Source organism: Candidatus Villigracilis saccharophilus, assembly GCF_016711665.1.
Window position 1 is genome coordinate 80,617 of sequence record NZ_JADJSO010000021.1, and the last position, 17,963, is coordinate 98,579.

Consider the following 17,963-nt stretch of genomic DNA (forward strand, 5'->3'; position numbering starts at 1 on the left):
TGTTACTATTTCCGTTTTATATACCCAAACTGATTCAACATATTCTGATTATCGCGCCAGTCTTTTGAAACCTTTACGCGCACTTCGAGGAAAACTTTTCGTCCGCCCATTTCTTCGATCTCTTTGCGCGCGGCGCTGCCGATGGACTTCAACATCTTGCCGCCTTCGCCGATGACGATTCCTTTTTGTGATTCGCGTTCCACAAAAATCGTCGCGGCAATGTAAGCCATGCCGTTCTCGCGTTCCTTGAATTCGTCAATGCGGACGGCCAGACTATGTGGCACTTCGTCGCGCAAAATTTTCAAACATGATTCGCGGATGAGGTCAGCGGCGATGTCGCGTTCGTAAGAGTCGGTCACTTGTTCTTCGGGATAATCGGGAGGTCTCTGGGGCAACATGCTGATCAGTTTCTCGCGCAGTTCATCCAGCCCAAGTCTTTTCGTGGCGGACACTTTCATAACCTCGGCATGATTCAGCATCTTCGAGAATGTCTCAGCCCGGGCGGATTCTTCGTCAGCGCTGAGTGTGTCAATTTTGTTCAGGACCAGCAATCGTTGCGCGCGGAGCGGAAGCTTTAAGCAGGTCAGCGATGCGGATGTCATCTTCTGTCGGTTCGTCGGAAGAATCCACCAGCCACATAATAATATCCACGCCGTCTGCGGCTTCTTCAGCTTCATAGTTTAGGAATTCACCCAGCTTATGACGGGCGTGATGAATGCCGGGCGTATCCACAAAAACAAGCTGGGCGTTTTCAATCGTGAGAATCCCAAGCTGACGTTTGCGGGTGGTCTGCGGGCGCGGCGAAACGGCGGCAACTTTTGCCCAAGCAGTGCATTGAGCAGAGTGGACTTGCCCACATTGGGGCGTCCGATAATGGCGATAAAACCTGAGCGATGTTCGGTCATGATTCTTTAGAACTCCAATTTGCAACAACAAGACTGGCGAGGATGAGGACGGCTCCGACGACGATTTCCCAGGTTAGTGTTTCATGCAGGAAGATCACGCCAAGTGTCACGCCGCCTAATGGGAATAGATAGGTAACCATGGTCGTGCGGGTCGGGCCGATCTCGTGGATAAGATAGAAAACCATTACGAAAGCAACACCTGATCCAAGAATACCCAGCCAGAGCAGGGCGATCCATATAATGGATTGATCGGGGACTTTTACAGGCGCTTCAAAAAAGAAGGAGGCCAGCCACATGACTGCGGTGGCGGAGACCAGCGGTCCCATGCTTCTGAAAATTCCAGGTGTGTCTTCTGTAAATTTACGGGCATAGATCGAACTGCCTGCGTAGAATGCCGATGCCAGGATGACGGCACCCTGTCCAAGTATGGAGCCGGTCGAAGCACCGATGTCCTTGCTCATGAGAACCACGACGCCCGCAAAGCCGATCAGCAGTCCGACAACTTTTTGCACGGTCATTTTGTCATCATGCAAAAGGAAGTGCGCAACGACAATGGTGAAGAGCGGAACAGTCGCATCTAAAATGGAAGCGACACCCGAGTCGATCGTTTTTTCTCCCCATGAGATCAGGAAGAATGGAATGGCGACATTGGTCAATCCTAATACGAGCAGGGGAGTCCATGCTTTTAAAGTACGAGGCATTTTCTCGCGTTGAATAAGGATGACTGCAATACCAAATAAGAGTCCAAACAACACCCGATAGGCAACCAGAGTCATCGGTCCCATTTCTTCAATGGCGATCTTGATCCACAGGAAGGATGAACTCCAGATAATGCCAAGGGTGATGAAGATGATCCAGTGTTTGGTTTTCAAATTACTCCTAAATCTTTAACCACGAAGGGTTTCAAAGTTTTTCAAGTTTTTCTTTCGTGTACCTTAGTGACACTTCGTGGTAAATGAGTTTAGATCTTTTTTACCAAATAATACTCACCGCGTTCAAAACCGCGATCTAAATAATAGTGACGAGTCCCAATGGCGGAGATGACAGCCATTCGAGAGAAGCCTTGTGCGCGTGCCACATTCTCCGCTTCCTCGAGCAGACGTGTACCAAGACCTGCATGTTGAGCGGCACCAGTTTTTTCTGAGCCGACTTCGAGGGATTGTCCGTACACATGCACCTCGCGGATGAGTGCTGCATTGTCGAGGTCAGACATGCCTGTCAGGGTCGCATCTTTGGCGGGCAGTGACAAGCGGATAAAACCCGCGAGTCCGTCTTCCGGTGTGACGAAGGAGATGAAATGTTCCTCGGCTGTGCCTGCCTGATACGTGAGGTCATCGAGGCGCAGGGATTCCGCTTCCACTGTTTTGCCGCGCACTTCACGACAGCGCACGCACTGACAATGCGTGCCGCGCGTCTTCATGATCGCCTGAATATCCTGCCGCAGACTGGTGCGTGTGTTTCCTTCCACAACATTGTTGCCAGGAATATCGCGGATGACGCGGTTGACTCGGCAATAGCGCGGAATGGTCGGCTTGATGTCTGCGATCAGATCAACCAATTCGTCTGTCGTATATGGATGAAATTCTCCGCGCTGCCAGTATTCGTACAACTCGGCATTGGCAAGCAACTGATTCGGGTAGATCTTGATTTCATCGGGACAAAAATCAGTCCACAGTTTGGCAAAGTCCGCGCGGTCTGATTCAGGAGTCGCACCCAGCAGATTCGGCATCCAATGCAGAACGATCTTGAATCCAGCGGCGCGCAGTAAGGCTGTGGCCTTGCGTGTGGATTCGACATCATGTCCGCGTTTGTTGATCTCCAGAATATGGTCGTCAAAACTTTGCGCGCCCATCTGCACTTTGGTCACGCCCAAGTGACGCAGCCAGCGCAATTCATCTGGATTAATTTCATCGGGACGGGTCTCGATCACGAGGCCGACATTGCGATGGGATGTTGTTTCATTAACAGCCTGCGCTTGGGCAATATCAACACCGGCAGTTTCCAATTTATCAGCATGATCTCGAAGCGCGCCTCTTTCAGGTTCGTTCATCGCATCAAAACAGCGCTTGATAAACCACTCCTGATAATCACGCCGATATGATGACCATGTGCCGCCGAGGATCAGCAACTCGATCTTATCGGTTGGGTGCCCCAAATTTTCCAACGCCCGAATCCGCGCGTGGACTTGCTCATACGGGTCAAATTGATGTTCAAGCGCGCGCATCGCACCGGGTTCATCAGGCAGATAACTCTTGGGCATGCGCACATCGGTGGGGCAGAAGATGCATTTGCCCGGGCACGGATATGGCTTCGTCAAAACTGTGACCGTGGTCACGCCTGAAAGGGTGCGCATAGGTTTCATGCGGATGCGTTCAAGCAGAACTTGATCAGGTTTGATCGTGCCAGCTTCCACCATTTGGTTATAAGCGGCAACCAGCGCGGCTTTCGTCAGATAGCCTTCGCCACTCTCCAGCGGATGAGTTCGCAGCGCGCGCATCACGTCACTGCCTTCGCGGATCTCATCCAGCACAATATGCGCCAGCGCAAGTTTCTCCGGCGTGAGGATGTTAAATTTTTTCCAGCGTTGTCTTCTTTCAGAGATTTCCATGAGATAGTAGACCTTATACCGATAACGTGCGTGGATTATACCTTTATAATGTGGCTATGAATTCCGCCGCCACCGAACGATTACTTAAGCTTAATCATGAATTTTATAATCATTTTGGAGAGTCATTTTCAGCCACGCGCCAGCGCTTACAGCCCGGCGTAAAGAAAATTCTTGAAACGATTCCAGATGATGTCTCAGTATTGGATCTGGGCTGCGGTAATGGGAATTTTCTGCGCGAGTTGAGTGTGCGTGGTCACAAAGCAGCGCTTCTCGGCGTGGACTTTAGCCTGCCCCTGCTTCGAGATGCAGAATCAGCGCCGGGAGTGGAGTTCCGTGAAGTTGATCTTTCTCAGTTAGGAGTGGGTAGTGGACAGTGGACAGTGGTCGGTCATTACCATGTTTGCAACTTTGCATCATATTCCATCCACTGAAATACGTTTGGATATTTTGAAAACAGTTCGTAAATTGTTGAACAAAGACGGGAAATTTATTCTGTCCAATTGGCAGTTCTTGAATAGTGAAAAACTCAAGTCACGTATCCAACCTTGGGATACAGTGGGTATCAGGATAGAAGATCTGGATGCCGGTGATTATTTATTGGATTGGCGCAGTGGAGGAGAGGGCTTGCGATACGCGCATCAATTCTCAGTTGAGGAACTGCTTGGGTTGGCAGAGCAGGCTGAGATGCGCGTGATCGATTCGTTCTTATCCGATGGCGATGGCGGGAACTTGGGTCTGTATCAGATCTGGCAGCCTTTATAGAATCACATTTTGCGGCGCAACCACATACTGCCACCAATTGTTGTGGATCCCATTCTTGCGCCCTGCGACGCGCGGAAAATGATTGAACCACCACTTGTGGTGCGCTCGAATTTCACCGCTGCCCCATTCGGATGAATCAACCACACGCACATCCCCTTTGAAGTTCGGGAAGTTCAATTGCCAGTCATAGCATTCGCTTTTGACCTGAGTCAGATTGTTCCAGTCGTAATCCTGCTGGCTGTTGGGTGCAAAATGGATGTTCCCGCACGCGGCTTTACCGGGCGCGGACTTTTCATATCGGATGAAGCGTTTCCATAAATTCGCATCGCCGCTTAATTTGCTGAAGGTCTTATCCATGATCGATTCTGCGCGGTGGCCGTACGCCTCCAGCATTTCGCCGATATATCTTTCAAATGAAAATCCCATGATCACGAAACGGCGCTTGCTGGCTTCAGTGTTCTTCAACGGAGGCGCGTTGCACCAGAAAGCGCCCGGCCCGCCCATGGTGGATTCGTAAAAACCCGCGTGCGGAAAACCAAAGCTCCAGACTTCATCAATTTCATTCCTTGCCACGCGCTGTAAGATATTGAATTGGCTGAGGATGGCGTTGTAATCCACTTCCTGGGGCATGTGCGGCGGGACTGTACCGCGCAGGACGTTCATATAAATTTCCGGGGTGTAGCGGTAGCCGTCTGTTTTTGCGGGGAACTCGTCAACGTGTACGCGTTGAACGATCTCATAACGCGCCAGGCCGCCGCTGATCTGAGTCAGGTCGGCGATAAATCCGTTGACCAGGTCTGTGGTGCGGTACCATGTCATCTGCTGTGAGAGCGTCTTGCCTGTGGTCTTATCCATCACAGGGTCGTACACGATCACCAGCACCTTGCTTTTTGTGATCTGGGCGGGTTCAGAGATGCTGTCTGGCGGATATTTTGGTTTAAAAAGTTTTGAGAGCGCGCCAAAGAAATTGTTCATAAATATTTCCCTGCTGGTCAAACTCAAGGCATGTCGTTCGCAAAATAGACCTGACCGTCAACTGCCAGATATAAGACATGATTTGTGCCGACCGTGATCGCCCCGATCGGCTGCCCGCTTGGGATTGGATTCGCGTTTCCTGTTGTCGGGCGGAATTGGTTCTGTAATTCGAGGGAGCGCGGAGTAAAACGGAAAACGCCCTGTGTCTGAGTCGCATCTGCATTGAGCAGGAGAATTGATTGATCTGGCAGTGCTGTGAACAGCAATTGCGTGAAATTCGTGCCGGCGAACAGGTCATTGTCACCGTAAGCCGGGAAGGTATTAATGTAAGGGGTTGGATCCTGACAACGGGTGGAGACAGACAGGATACGGCTGTATGAGCAGGTTGAAAGATGCCCGTCCGCGTGCAGCATGTACAGATTATCGCCGCTGACAACCAGGTCGATCACATCCTGTTTCTCGGGAGTTTGTCCGCCAAAGAAGAAGTATGGTTGGTCAATGAATGCGGTGTCTTCGCCGGTGTATACCCATACTGCGCGGGCAGGCGCGTCAAGTACATAAAGATTTCCCGCATCCAAAACGAAGGCTGTGACACGTCCCCAGTTGGTATCCGGGATGGGCAGGGGAATGGCTTGCGCCACTTGTTCCGGGGCGCAGTATAAAAGATTGCCGGTTGCGTCAACGCCAAGTACCGTGGCATTGATCGAGTTTAGATTTGGCAGCGCAAGAATATCCACCAGCGGACCGACCGTTACGCGGTCATACACGCCTGGCTTGCAATTGAATTTGGTATCCACTTCAAACCCGTGGCCGCTTTTTACCGGCACAGCGCGCAGAACTTCGCCGTTCACAGCGTTGAGCAGATACAGATCCACTTCATTGGCGGCCATGCGGCTGATATCTATGCCGATCCTGCTGCTGAAAGCCGGGTTGAATTGCAGGCGCGTGATGCCTAATAATCGGTCAAGGTTGGTGTCGGCTTCCTGGCGAAGCGTGATCGTGTCTGAGGTTTCGCGGTGCGACTCTGCAATATTAACGCTGTTGATCACATTTTCCCAGGCATTGCGTTGTTCCACCGGGTCGGTCAGCGCAAGGGCTTGATTCTTCATCTCATTTGCCTGCGCGAGGTAGGTTTCGTATTGCTGACTTCTGCCATAGCGCAGGTAAACCACACTGGCGATCGTAACCACCATCAATGGGATCAGGATGGCCATGAACATCATGATGGTTGTGGATGGCGCGTTGGTCTGAGTACCATCCTCACTGCCGGGTAATAAACGCGGCAGAAAATTCATGAGTCTGTTGCCGAGATTCGTGTTTAAACGGCGTGTTGACTGAATGCCGTTTGCGGCCAGCTTGGCTGTTTGCCGTGTCCACGCGGGGGTCTCGCGGCGGGTTCTTGGCTGCCTTGTTCTTACCGGCTCGACGATTTTTTCGAGCGCGGGCAATTCCACTTCCGCGGACGGTTCAAGTCCTTCGGTCTCTGATTCGATCGCGGCGGGTTGCTTCGGCGCCTGGGCTCTTGGAATGGACGCTGGGAATGCGCGCGGCGCGGTGACGCGCGGCTGATCTTTTGATGGGTTTGCGCGACCCTCTTCCGCAGCAATGATTTCTTCCTTTTGCGGAGGGATGGTGTACGCGGATGCTTGAACAAGATGCGCGTCCAGCGCGGGAGCGGGATCTTCTTCAGGGGTGGGGAGTGTTTCATTTTGCACAGTCTGCTTCGGGCTTAAGTCCGCAGGCGCTGGCGTTTCCAACTTGACATCTGCTTTTGATTGGACATCCGCTTTCAGGAGATTTAAATTCCCGTTGCCATCCGATGCCTGAATCAGGACCGCGTTAAGATCGGCGCTGGTCAGGGACTTTAATCGGTGGTGCAGGGCTGCCAATGAAGATTGTGTCAGCGCGCCAAGGGTACTGTCCCAGGCGCTGGGCGCTCTCCCAAAAAAGATCAAACGATCCCCCGCGCTCAATTGGGTTTGTGTGTAATGGATATTAATGGTCTGGTTCGTACCCAGCCCTTTACCCGATACGTTCGGCTCGTGGATGTGACGTGTTTCATTTTGACCGTACACATACGCGTGCATGGGGCCGCTCATGGAGAGGGTCAACTGCGAATCGCGCAGTGCGCCTAGTACGAGCCAGCCAACCGCGTATTGACCGCGCGAGGTGGACTTCATGTTGCGTTCAAGCAGAGTCTTATTTACCGATTCGGTTGCGGCGCGTAACGCGCCTGTCAGTGTGCGCGGAGTTTGGAAAAATATGTTCGCGGCATCCTGCGCGACCTGCATATATTCGGATGTGGAAAAAACAGCCGTGCCCGTCAGCAGCAAATACACAACCAGGCGGTCCTGCTCGCGCCCGCGCGCGGGGTTGCGCGGGGGATATTGCACGAGCAAACCAGGCAGGCTGGCGATTTCCTGCCCGTTGATTCGATAAAGCGGCGATAGTGTTAGATCGAGAGTCATGTAAGAATAATCCCTGAGCGCATATCAAATCTGACGGGTTTTTGCAGAACGCGAATTGATTTGCAGGCGCATAATGGAAACCTGTCAGGTTTTTTGCATTTTCACATCATTATAACTGGTAAAATTCGGCGGCCATGAAATATACACTTCACAACGATTTTTCTGAAATTGATCCACAGGAATGGAATAACCTGTTAACAGGTTCGGTCAGCGATAACCCTTTTTTACGTTATGAATATCAACGCGTCTGGTGGGAGCATCGCGGCGGCGGCGAATGGACTCAGGCTGAACTGGTGCTCGTCAGCGCCCGCGAGGATGAAAAGCTGGTTGGTATCGCACCGCTCTTCATCGCGGAATACGACGGCCATCAGGCGCTTTTGCTGAACGGCAGTATTGAAATATCCGATTATCTTGACCTGATCGTGCATGCTGATGACCATGCCAGCTTCCTCTGCGGACTGTTTGATTTTCTCGCCTCAACCTTAACCGATAAATGGCGCGCTGTCGATTGGTATAACATACCCGATTCATCCACCACATTAACCGCCCTTCGAGATGAAGCCGCCAAACGCGGCTGGACTCATCTCGAAGAGATCTACCGCCCCACGCCGCGCATTGCCTTGAACGGTGACTTTGAAGAATATCTCTCGCGCGTCGAAAAGAAACAACGCCACGAGATCCGCCGTAAAATGCGCCGCGCCGAAGAAAGCGGACGCGGCGTGCGCTGGTTCATCTCGGACATGGCCGATGTGGATGCTGAAATAGACGCCTTTCTCGGTTTGATGGAACAGGACCAGGGCAAGGCGGGCTTTTTACGTGAGCCCATGCGCAACCAAATGCGGGCCGTGATCCGCACCGCACAGGAGAACGGCTGGCTTTGGCTGGCCTTCCTCGAAGCGGACGGTCAACGCATCGCGGCCGCGCTTAATTTTGATTACAACGGCAAGTTGTGGGGCTATAACGCCGGCGTCAACCGCGATTTTATGGATCTTTCTCCCGGCTGGGTCTTGCTCGGTCACGTTTTACAGTGGGCCTGCGAAAACAAACGCCATGAATTCGACTTCATGCGCGGCGATGAAGAATACAAATACCGCTTCGGCGCGGTGAATAAGTATGTAATGCGGGTGAAGTTGACGCGCGGGAGGTTTATCGGGCGCGCGTTCTTTCTAATTTTTTCTTTTGTATCAGCCATCTGCAGCCCAATTGGGGGAGCGAAGGACCTGCTACACTGCCGCCAAATGGGACAATTATTCCACCCAACTTTATCCCAATTCCTGCCATACAGGAACAGTGGGTGAGACAGAACTACACCATTATGGGAATGGGATATAGAGGCAAACTGATAGCACGTGGGGTCTGAAACTAAACCCAGAACCAGGGATACCATCATGGTAAAGGGAGGAGTCGTTGATGCGGACAAGGTGGATATTGTGACGAGGGCGGGTGCAAGTAAAGGGTTACGAAAACACAATTATGAAGTGGTGGTGAAAGCTCCAGCAATTGTGGGCGGAGCAAAATGTGGCGATTTGATGAGAGATGGAGTTGCCTGGAGACTGATGCCATCCAACCTGGTTTGAAAATGAGCCACCTTTATTACACAAATTAACGAGGCGATAGCCAACTGATGACTACCATGGAACTGGCTGAAATACCTGGCCAAAACAAAACAAAGGATCGAAGAAACCTTATGGGACCTATAAGTGATAATGGCACAGGGAAAAATTGGAATGGCTGATGAAACTGTTATCCTAAAGACAATCACAGGCAAGTCGAATCGATGGGATTTCAATCAAATGCGATGTCAGTTATAAAGATGAAGTAAAGCGACCAAAAGTCACTTGACTGAAAAGAAGGTTCGGAAAGGGCCAAGATTGTATGGGCAGATCCCCAGAACAGCCAAATGGGGAAATGGTCTAAATAATTCTGATAGAGTTTAGATTAATGCTTGTGGAGGTATGTCAAATACTACAGAACAGGTGCCTGGGCGGGTCCCGTCTTGTACTGGCACAGAAACATGGCAACTAGAAAACAATTAGGTAAAGTAAGAATTGCAGAATGGCCTAGAGTTATAATGCGGCCGCTACACACAAGTTAGTCAGCGACAAAAAGGGACCGGGCGGTTGAGTGCCAACGCTAACGGGGTAAAGATCAGTCCTGCATAATTTGTCATGCTTTTATCCCCGAGATAAGGAAGGGTTGGCCAAATTCCGTCAAACAACATAGAATATATTGAATCAATCTGTAGGGGACCCTTCAGGATGGATGCGATAAGGGGCCGGGAAAATATTTGTCAAAATGGAGGTTCCATGCGAGATTTGACAAATGAAATTTTGGAATTGATCCGCCGCACATCGTCCAGCCTGCCGCCGGATGTGGAGAAGCGCTTGCGCGCGTCCATCGAAAAGGAAGAACCAGGCTCTCCGGCGCGCGGGGCGTTGGAGACCATTCTCAAGAATATTGATCTCTCCCGTGCCCAGTCCACGCCGATCTGCCAGGATACGGGCACGCCTATTTTTTATGTGCATTATCCGGTCGGGTTGTCCACGATCAAGCTCAAAGAGCAGATCCGCTCTGCGATGGCGGAAGCCACCAAACGGTCCTATATGCGACCGAATGCTGTGGACGCCATCTATGACAAAAACACAGGCAACAATCTCGGCGGCGACGACTTCCCGTATGTCCATTTTGAAGAAGTGGAAGGCGATGATCTCACCATCGAGTTGATGCTCAAGGGCGGCGGATGTGAAAATGTTGGCCGTCAATATTCCCTGCCGGATAACACGGTCGGCGCGGGGCGTGACCTGGCTGGTGTGCGCAAAGTGGTTTTGGATGCGGTGCAAAAGGCGCAGGGACAGGGATGCGCGCCCGGTATTTTGGGCGTCTCCATCGGCGGTGACCGCGGCTCTTCTTATATCAAATCCAAAGAAGTGTTGTTCAGTGAAATGGGCACACGCAATGCCGACCCGAAGATCGCCGAGTTAGAAGAACGGCTGACCAGTGAAGCCAATGAAATGGGAATTGGCCCAATGGGATTTGGCGGCAAAACCACTGTGCTGGATACCAAGATCGTTGGCTTGAGCCGCCTGCCCGCCTCGTATTTTGTTTCTGTTTCATATATGTGCTGGGCATATCGCCGTCGCAAGATGACGGTGAGAGGCGAAGAGATCACTTACGATTAAGGAGACTATGATGAAACAGATAACTACTCCAATTACTGATGATGTCATCCGCGACCTGAAAGTTGGGGATGCGGTTGCGCTTTCCGGCATGATGGTAACCGGGCGCGACGCAGTCCACAAATGGATGATGGAAACTTTCATCAAAAAGACGCGCGCGCCGCAGGGCGATGATCTGCAGGTCTATGAGGAATTGAAAAAACTATTGAACGGCTCGGTCATTTACCACTGCGGACCGGTCGTCTCCGGGCTGGATACAAAGGAATATAAATTCGTGGCGGCCGGGCCGACCACGTCCATCCGCGAGGAACCGTATCAAGCCGATGTGATGAAACACTTCAACCTCAAAGGTGTGATCGGCAAGGGCGGCATGGGCGCCAAGACCCTCAAGGGCTGTGAAGAAACTCCCGCAGTTTACTTCCACGCCATCGGCGGCGCAGCTTCCTACATCGCCCAGACCGTTACAAAAGTTCATGGTGTGTTCAAAATGGATTTCGGTGTTCCCGAGGCGATCTGGGTCATTGAAGTAAAAGAGTTCCCGGTAGTGGTCACCATGGATTCGCATGGCGGCAGTCAGCACGCTGTGGTTGATGCATCTTCAAAGAAGGTTCTGGAAGAGTTGATGACCCGCTAAAATTTTAGATAATCATATTGAAACATGGGATTACCAGAAGCGGCAATCCCATGTTTTTTATTTTCACTTATGACTTTATTCTCATGCCCCAGACTTCGGGGTATACTTTCGCCTGAAATCCACCCGAAGAGGAGTATATTTATGAAACGAGCAGTCAGCATAAGCATTGGTTCTTCCAAACGCAATAAAGCTGTTGAGGTCACTTTACTTGGCGAAAAGATAAGCATCGAACGGATCGGCACAGATGGAGACATGGAAGCCGCCGCGTTGAAATACAAAGAACTGGACGGCACGGTGGATGCCTTTGGTGTAGGCGGCGCGGATTTGGGCGTGATGGCGGATGGAAAATGGTACACCCTGCATTCCGTATCCCCGATGGTAAGGTATGTAAAGAAAACTCCTCTCGTTGATGGCGGCGGATTAAAGAACACACTTGAAAACAAAGCCCCCGCATTTTTAGATAAAAAAATTGGCGATTATATTAAGGCACACGGCCGCAAGGTACTGGTCACCGTGGGTGTTGATCGTTGGGGACTCTCGCAGGCCTTTGCTGATGCCGGTTATGAAACCATCTTTGGTGATCTCATGTTCGGCCTGGATCTGCCGATGGCCATTCGCAAGATCAGCCAGCTTAAGACTGTGGCCGCGTTGATGATGCCGATTGTGGGCAGATTGCCTTTTGCATGGATCTATCCCACTGGTGAAAAACAGGAGAAGCGCACGCCCAAGTTTGGAAAATATTACGCCTGGGCGACTGTCATTGCCGGCGATTGTCATTACATCAAACGTTTTATGCCGGATGACCTGACAGGCAAAGTGATCGTGACCAATACCACCACCCCTGAAGATGTCGCTCAATTTAAAAAAGCGGGCGTGAAATATCTTGTCACCACCACCCCCGTTCTGGACGGACGTTCCTTTGGCACGAATATGATGGAAGCCGCGTTGGTGGCCCTCTCTGGAAAGGGACGCGCCCTCACCTGGCCTGAATTAACCGAGATGTTGGATAAACTTGGCTTCGAGCCGCAATTACAGGAGTTGAATTAAATTATGGATGCGATCGTGACTGCCGGTGGAATCCCACAGCCCGGCGACCCTTTATACGAATTTTCCAATGGCAGTTCCAAGGCTTTGATCGATGTCGCCTGGCAAGCCCATGGTCCAATGGGTGTTGGATGCTTTGGGCAATTCCACAAAAGTGGATAATGTTATTGTGATCGGCGTTTCGCCAAAGAGCGGATTGACCTGCACAAAACCCCTTCACTACATCTCCAATCAGGGTCGTATGCTCGCGAACATTGTCGCGGGTGTTAATAAATGCATTGAGTTGAATAAGAAGAGCGAATATGTATTGATCGTGTCTTCCGATATTCCCGCCATTAAAGGCGAAATGGTGGATTGGCTGATAGAGACCGCCATGGAAACGAAGGATGATCTGTATTACGGTGTCTGTCCGCAGGAAGTGATGGAGACTCGTTATCCCGAATCTCATCGCACCTACACCAAATTGAAAGATGCGCAAGTCTGCGGTGCCGATATGAATGTGATCCACGTCAGCATGGCGACCACGCATCTCGATACATGGGAACAATTGATCGGAAGCCGCAAGAGTCCGCTGCGTTCGGCTGCAGTCATTGGTTTTGACATTCTGTTCAGGATGTTCATACGCCAGATCACATTGCAGGAGTTGGTGGAAAAAGCATCAGCCAGGATCGGGCTCAAGGGGCGCGCCATTTTCTGGTCGCAGGCTGAACCGTGCATGGATGTGGATAAACCCCACCAGTTGGAGATCATGCGCGAAGACCTTGCCCGTCAAAAAAAGAAAGCCGTCGCGGCTGAGAAAAGATTAAATAAAAAATTGAATTCAGCGGCCAAGGAAAAATGAGTTTACGGTCTTTGCTTGAACTCGACGCCCGGCTCTCCGACCGATTACGCGTGGCCGAAAAGCCGGGCGTTTTGCGTACTTTGGCGGTCTTCTTCGCCCACTCCGGTGACTCGTGGTTTTGGTGGGCCGCGCTGATCATAGCCTGGTTCTTCAGCACCTCCGGCTGGAAACATTGGGAAGTGGTTGAATTCTTTGGCATTCTTGGATTGGCTGGCGTGGTGCTGGCGATCAAATTTCTGGTTCGACGCGAAAGGCCGCAAGGCGAGTGGGGCGGAATTTACCGCAACACCGATCCGCATTCCTTCCCCTCTGGACATGCCGCCCGCGCGTTTTTGATCGCAGTCGTTGGGACGGCTCTCGCTCCGCCCTGGCTTGCTATTCTTCTTTGGGTTTGGGCGCCGCTGGTATCGCTTGCCCGTGTGGCGATGGGCGTGCATTATGTATCTGACGTCGTTGCGGGCGGAGTCCTCGGCAGTATCGTCGGGTTGATCGGCCTGCAAATCTATCCGCCGATGGTGGATTGGCTGGAAGGGTTGATCGGCTTCGTGCTTTGGTGAAATCAAAGGTCAGGCTTCAAACCTGACCTTCTTTTTTATTTAGGAGATTCATATGCAATCATATACTTTTCGTCTCAAACCCGGGCAGGATCTGTTTGATTCCATCGAGGCATTTGTCTCAGAAAATAAAATAGACGCAGGCTGTGTGCTTTCTTCAGTGGGAAGCCTGACCCATGCGACCCTGCGCCTTGCAAACCGCCCTCGGCCCAATGAGTATGACGGATATTTTGAGATCGTGTCCATGACGGGCACGGTCTCAACCAATGGTTCACACCTTCATATTTCCATCTCAAACGGCGACGGTGTAACCATCGGCGGGCATCTTGTTTCAGGATGCAAAATTTACACCACAGCAGAAATTGTCATTGCCGAGTTTGATGATGTGATCTATAAGCGCGAGCAATTGGAAAATGATTCGGGGTATGAAGAATTGGTGGTTTATAAAAAATAACATGTCGTTGCGAGGGCGGGTCCGCCCGAAGCAACCTCCTTGTCGAGTTGGGGATTGCTTCGTCACTCACTATCGCTCGTTCCTCGCAATGACGTTAGGAACTCTTCCTGATTTCCGACCGTCTCTTTCAATCCCAGCCTTTTCCCCAAACGAGTCAGCTGCGGCGGATCGACATATGTCTGCGCAAGAATTTCCTCCTGACCAAACACATCGGGCTGCCTCCGTCCAACAACACTTGTCCTTCCGAAAAAGCGATCACGCGCTCGAAGTTTTCCGCGCAGAAATCAATGTCGTGTGTAATGGTGATGACGGTCTTGCCTTCTCTGCGCAGTTCTGCAATGACATGCGCGATGCGCGCCACATTGACTGCATCCTGACCCGTGGTGGGTTCGTCAAAGATAACGATGGGCGTATCCATTGCAATGACAGAAGCCAGCGCGACCATCTTGCGCCAGGTGGGGGATAGGTCGTAGGGATTGGTCTCGGTCTTGTCGCTTAACTCGGTCAATGCCAGCGCACGTTTGACCAACTCGTCAATTCTCTCTTTTGAATATCCCAAATTGCGCGGGCCGAACCTGATCTCGGTCTCCACATCCTTTGAAAATAATTGTTCATCTGGATTCTGAAATACATAGCCGACCCGTGACGCGAGCTTGGCAACTGAATTTTTCTTCGTATCCCAATCACCGATCAGAACCGACCCGGCAGTGGGTTGCAGCAGCCCGTTGAAGTGTCTCACGAGGGTGGTCTTGCCCGCGCCGTTCTGACCGACGATGGCAACCTGTTCGCCTGCTTCAATGCTGAGCGATATGCCGCGCAGGGCTTCCAGCCCTGTGGGGTATGTGAAACGGAGGTCTTTGATTTCTATTTTCATCGTGCGTTTCCTGCAAACCCTGCCACCGCCTCATCCAATGTGACAGGTAAAGTTTCTTTTTTCCACAAGCCTTGTTTCCTGGCTTCCCTGGCTGTGGATGTGTAACGAGATATTCCAAATCCGTTTTCCGCCAGAACATCAGAGGTCAAAACTTCGTTGGGTTTTCCTTCCATAAGGATCTGCCCGTCTTTCAGCGCAATGACTCGGTCTGCGAAGTTCGCGATCCATTCCATTTTGTGCTCGACCATCACAACAGTCATGCCCTCTTCAGCCATTCTGCGTACCACACCAAAGACTTCGCGTGTGCCGATCGGGTCCATTTGCGAGGTCGGTTCGTCGAGGACGAGCAGTTTGGGTTGCATGACCAGGATCGAGGTCAGAGCGACGCGCTGCTGCTGTCCGCCGGAAAGTGAGTAGGGGGAACGGTCTGCCAGATTAGTGATGTCGGTCAATTTCATGGCGTTCTCCACGCGCGGACGAATTTCTGCGCGTGGCACGCCGTTGTTTTCCAATCCGAAAGCGATCTCTTCAAAGACGGTATATTTTGCGCCAGAGATCTGATTGAACGGATTCTGAAACGCGAGGCCGACATTCAACACCCATTCATCCAGCGTGGACTTGCTGGATTCCATGCCAGCCACTTCAATGCTTCCGCTGATCTCGCCTTTGAAAAAATGCGGTACGAATCCCGCCAGCGCATAACACAGCGTGGACTTGCCCGCGCCGTTCGAGCCAAGGACCGCAACGAACTCGCCCTCATTGATCTGCAAATTGATATTTTGCAGTGCAGGCGTTTTCGTGAGCGGATATTTATACGTGACGTTTTGCAGGTTTACAAAGGCCATAGATTTAACACAATGGAGATGATGACAAGAATGATGAGAACCCAGCGAATGATCTTATCTGAACTTCGGTCGGGGATTTCGTACAGGGAAGTTTTGACTTTCTTGGATGTAAAGCCGCGCGCTTCGATGGCGATGGCGCGCTCCTCCACTTCCGCCAAAGAACCAAAGACCAACGGACCAACGAGCGGTAGAACTGAACCAACCCGTTTGAGGAATGTGCTATCTGTATCCATTCCGCGTGATCTTTGCGCAGAGATGATGGTCTGTGCTTTGGCTTGCATTTGAGGCAATATCTGCAAGGTCGAAATAATGACGTATGCAAATTGAGAGGGCAGACCGCGACGGGTTAGATCAGACATTAATTCACTTGGATGCGTGGTTAATAACAATATGGCAAAAGAAGAAATCATTACAAAAATACGGGATACTGTTAAAAATGCAGACAAAATCGTTTCCCTGGCGACCTCAAAAATGCCGATGGTGAAAAGAATCGTTTCTCCGCCAGGTAAAAACAGACTCTGCATAATGAACATAAATAATGTGGTTGGAAGTACAAGCTTAATCAATAAATTCAGATATTGCTTATGAACTCTCCCTACAACCACCGCAATAAAAATTGGAATTGCAAGAACGGGTGCCAATTTAGGCAGGGAAATGAAAGCAGGAATTATCATTGCAAAAACAAAGGTGAGTTTTGTCAATGGATTTAGCTTATGCAAGCGACTGTTTATTGGAACGAAAAAAGAACGATTGAGACTCATTAATGTATATCTTACCTGAAAATAAAAATGCGGGAGGAGATTTTTTCTCCTCCCGCAAAAGCGGCTTGTTAACCGCCGGTAATGCGCGGTAATACGAAAATACCAAATAGAATAAGCAACACAACGACCACCAGGGCAATGATCAATTGGGTTTGTTTTTGCCCCTTTTCAACCATCGCATTTTCGCCACGAGGGAATCGGGATAAATATCGTGTTGAAAGACCATCAATAATCGCAAAAGCCAAAAGACTGGTCGCTATCTTGTCGAGTGGCTCAGAAATGAAGTTAGTAGTTAAAACAGCAGCTACCAGACTTCGGCCGGTCTCAAGCAAAAACGCGGTAATGATTGAGGAACCACTGGCCGAGATACCGCCAAAAACAGCAATGCTGATCGGAGTTCCAACGATTGTGGCAACAATGGCAATTACAAAGCCCGTAACAACCACTTTCCACCAGTTTTTGAAATAACCGATGTTTGCCATTGCACCCGCTGTTCCCCCGATGGCGGCGGCAACAGGGAACCAAGGAAACCACCCGGGGTCAAGTATGATACCAGCGATAATGTTAGAGAGTGTACCAGTAAGTGCACCCGCCCAAGGCCCGCATATTACGCCTACCAAAACTGTGCCAATACTGTCCAGATAGACAGGCAACTTTAGAACCAATACTATTTGTCCAATTGTTAAATTAATTGCAATTGCCACTGGGATGAGCACCCATGTCATAGTAACGAAATCTTTCTGCGCACGCTTGGTAACATATGCCCATGCAAATAAAAGAATCATTATTGCTATAACAACAATAAAGTAGGTTACGTTTTGGGAAATTATTTCCATTTTATTTTCTCCTTTGAGTTAATTGATGAATTTCTATCGATAACAACACTGTTCTATTTCAAAGGTCACGTAATGGATTCTGCCAGTTTTTCCATCCTTTCCAAAAATAGCTCCATAAAATCGCGCGGGCGAACACCCAACGCCACTTTCATATTAGCACTTTTATTTGTCATATTGTAAAAGTCCGCGAACATGTTGCCCATCGAAACCCCGCCCGAAAGGTCAA

Annotated in this window: 20 protein-coding genes; 9 read left to right on the forward strand and 11 right to left on the reverse strand. The window is 50.6% G+C overall.

The genetic code is table 11. From position 1 onward, the window contains the following. Positions 1-5 precede the first annotated feature (5 nt). From era to IPL17_RS09010, 5 genes are all read right to left on the reverse strand, one after another. Entirely contained in the window at positions 6-551 is a 546-nt protein-coding gene (era, locus tag IPL17_RS08990; RefSeq protein WP_345306747.1) for a GTPase Era, read from the reverse strand. Then, positions 529-765 (reverse strand): GTPase, encoded by a 237-nt coding sequence (locus tag IPL17_RS08995; protein ID WP_345306767.1) that lies wholly within the window; start codon positions 763-765, stop codon positions 529-531. Before IPL17_RS08995 ends, era begins: the two co-directional genes overlap by 23 nt. Next, positions 681-905 (reverse strand): GTPase, encoded by a 225-nt coding sequence (locus IPL17_RS09000; RefSeq protein WP_345306768.1) that lies wholly within the window; start codon positions 903-905, stop codon positions 681-683. The genes IPL17_RS08995 and IPL17_RS09000 overlap by 85 nt, the downstream gene beginning before the upstream one ends. After that, entirely contained in the window at positions 902-1,777 is an 876-nt protein-coding gene (locus IPL17_RS09005; protein WP_345306748.1) for a DMT family transporter, read from the reverse strand. The genes IPL17_RS09000 and IPL17_RS09005 overlap by 4 nt, the downstream gene beginning before the upstream one ends. Positions 1,778-1,866: 89 nt before the next feature. Beyond that, positions 1,867-3,513 (reverse strand): tRNA uridine(34) 5-carboxymethylaminomethyl modification radical SAM/GNAT enzyme Elp3, encoded by a 1,647-nt coding sequence (locus IPL17_RS09010; RefSeq protein ID WP_345306749.1) that lies wholly within the window; start codon positions 3,511-3,513, stop codon positions 1,867-1,869. 56 nt (positions 3,514-3,569) lie between these two features. Between IPL17_RS09010 and IPL17_RS09015 the strand changes: the two genes are divergently transcribed. Continuing rightward, entirely contained in the window at positions 3,570-3,944 is a 375-nt protein-coding gene (locus IPL17_RS09015) for a methyltransferase domain-containing protein (RefSeq protein WP_345306750.1), read from the forward strand. Further along, positions 3,880-4,275, forward strand: a complete 396-nt coding sequence (locus tag IPL17_RS09020; RefSeq protein ID WP_345306751.1) for a hypothetical protein — start codon at positions 3,880-3,882, stop codon at positions 4,273-4,275. Before IPL17_RS09015 ends, IPL17_RS09020 begins: the two co-directional genes overlap by 65 nt. Here the strand turns inward: IPL17_RS09020 and IPL17_RS09025 are convergent. Together IPL17_RS09025 and IPL17_RS09030 are read right to left on the reverse strand one after the other, a co-directional pair. Then, on the reverse strand, positions 4,270-5,250 hold the full coding sequence (locus tag IPL17_RS09025; protein ID WP_345306752.1) for a hypothetical protein: 981 nt from the start codon (positions 5,248-5,250) through the stop codon (positions 4,270-4,272). The genes IPL17_RS09020 and IPL17_RS09025 overlap by 6 nt on opposite strands. A 23-nt stretch (positions 5,251-5,273) precedes the next feature. Next, positions 5,274-7,718 (reverse strand): hypothetical protein, encoded by a 2,445-nt coding sequence (locus IPL17_RS09030; protein WP_345306753.1) that lies wholly within the window; start codon positions 7,716-7,718, stop codon positions 5,274-5,276. A 134-nt stretch (positions 7,719-7,852) separates the two neighbouring features. Here IPL17_RS09030 and IPL17_RS09035 point away from each other — a divergent pair, with 134 nt between their 5' ends. From IPL17_RS09035 to IPL17_RS09065, 7 genes are all read left to right on the forward strand, one after another. Continuing rightward, positions 7,853-9,016 (forward strand): GNAT family N-acetyltransferase, encoded by a 1,164-nt coding sequence (locus tag IPL17_RS09035; protein ID WP_345306754.1) that lies wholly within the window; start codon positions 7,853-7,855, stop codon positions 9,014-9,016. Between the two features lie 1,008 nt (positions 9,017-10,024). Then, positions 10,025-10,897: a fumarate hydratase gene (locus IPL17_RS09040; RefSeq protein ID WP_345306755.1), complete on the forward strand. Its 873-nt coding sequence runs from the start codon at positions 10,025-10,027 to the stop codon at positions 10,895-10,897. Positions 10,898-10,907: 10 nt separating this feature from the next. Beyond that, a complete protein-coding gene (locus IPL17_RS09045) occupies positions 10,908-11,528 on the forward strand; it encodes a FumA C-terminus/TtdB family hydratase beta subunit (RefSeq protein WP_345306756.1) in 621 nt (206 codons plus the stop codon). A 141-nt stretch (positions 11,529-11,669) separates the two neighbouring features. Continuing rightward, entirely contained in the window at positions 11,670-12,575 is a 906-nt protein-coding gene (locus tag IPL17_RS09050; protein ID WP_345306757.1) for a quinate 5-dehydrogenase, read from the forward strand. Between the two features lie 91 nt (positions 12,576-12,666). Then, complete coding sequence (locus IPL17_RS09055) at positions 12,667-13,413, forward strand: NTP transferase domain-containing protein (RefSeq protein ID WP_345306758.1); 747 nt, start codon at positions 12,667-12,669, stop codon at positions 13,411-13,413. Further along, the gene (locus IPL17_RS09060) at positions 13,410-13,970 is read left to right on the forward strand and encodes a phosphatase PAP2 family protein (protein ID WP_345306759.1); all 561 of its coding nucleotides are present in this window, start codon (positions 13,410-13,412) and stop codon (positions 13,968-13,970) included. Before IPL17_RS09055 ends, IPL17_RS09060 begins: the two co-directional genes overlap by 4 nt. Before the next feature lie 52 nt (positions 13,971-14,022). Continuing rightward, positions 14,023-14,421, forward strand: coding sequence for a PPC domain-containing DNA-binding protein (locus tag IPL17_RS09065; protein ID WP_345306760.1), 399 nt, complete (start codon positions 14,023-14,025; stop codon positions 14,419-14,421). Positions 14,422-14,575: 154 nt separating this feature from the next. Here the strand turns inward: IPL17_RS09065 and IPL17_RS09070 are convergent, their stop codons facing one another. The 4 genes from IPL17_RS09070 to IPL17_RS09085 all read right to left on the reverse strand — a co-directional run bounded on the left by IPL17_RS09070 (position 14,576) and on the right by IPL17_RS09085 (position 17,737). Then, entirely contained in the window at positions 14,576-15,295 is a 720-nt protein-coding gene (locus IPL17_RS09070) for an ABC transporter ATP-binding protein (RefSeq protein WP_345306761.1), read from the reverse strand. Beyond that, complete coding sequence (locus tag IPL17_RS09075) at positions 15,292-16,140, reverse strand: ABC transporter ATP-binding protein (RefSeq protein WP_345306762.1); 849 nt, start codon at positions 16,138-16,140, stop codon at positions 15,292-15,294. The genes IPL17_RS09070 and IPL17_RS09075 overlap by 4 nt, the downstream gene beginning before the upstream one ends. Further along, the gene (locus tag IPL17_RS09080) at positions 16,128-16,901 is read right to left on the reverse strand and encodes an energy-coupling factor transporter transmembrane component T (protein WP_345306763.1); all 774 of its coding nucleotides are present in this window, start codon (positions 16,899-16,901) and stop codon (positions 16,128-16,130) included. Before IPL17_RS09080 ends, IPL17_RS09075 begins: the two co-directional genes overlap by 13 nt. A 68-nt stretch (positions 16,902-16,969) precedes the next feature. After that, a complete protein-coding gene (locus IPL17_RS09085) occupies positions 16,970-17,737 on the reverse strand; it encodes an ECF transporter S component (protein WP_345306764.1) in 768 nt (255 codons plus the stop codon). Positions 17,738-17,963: the final 226 nt, after the last annotated feature.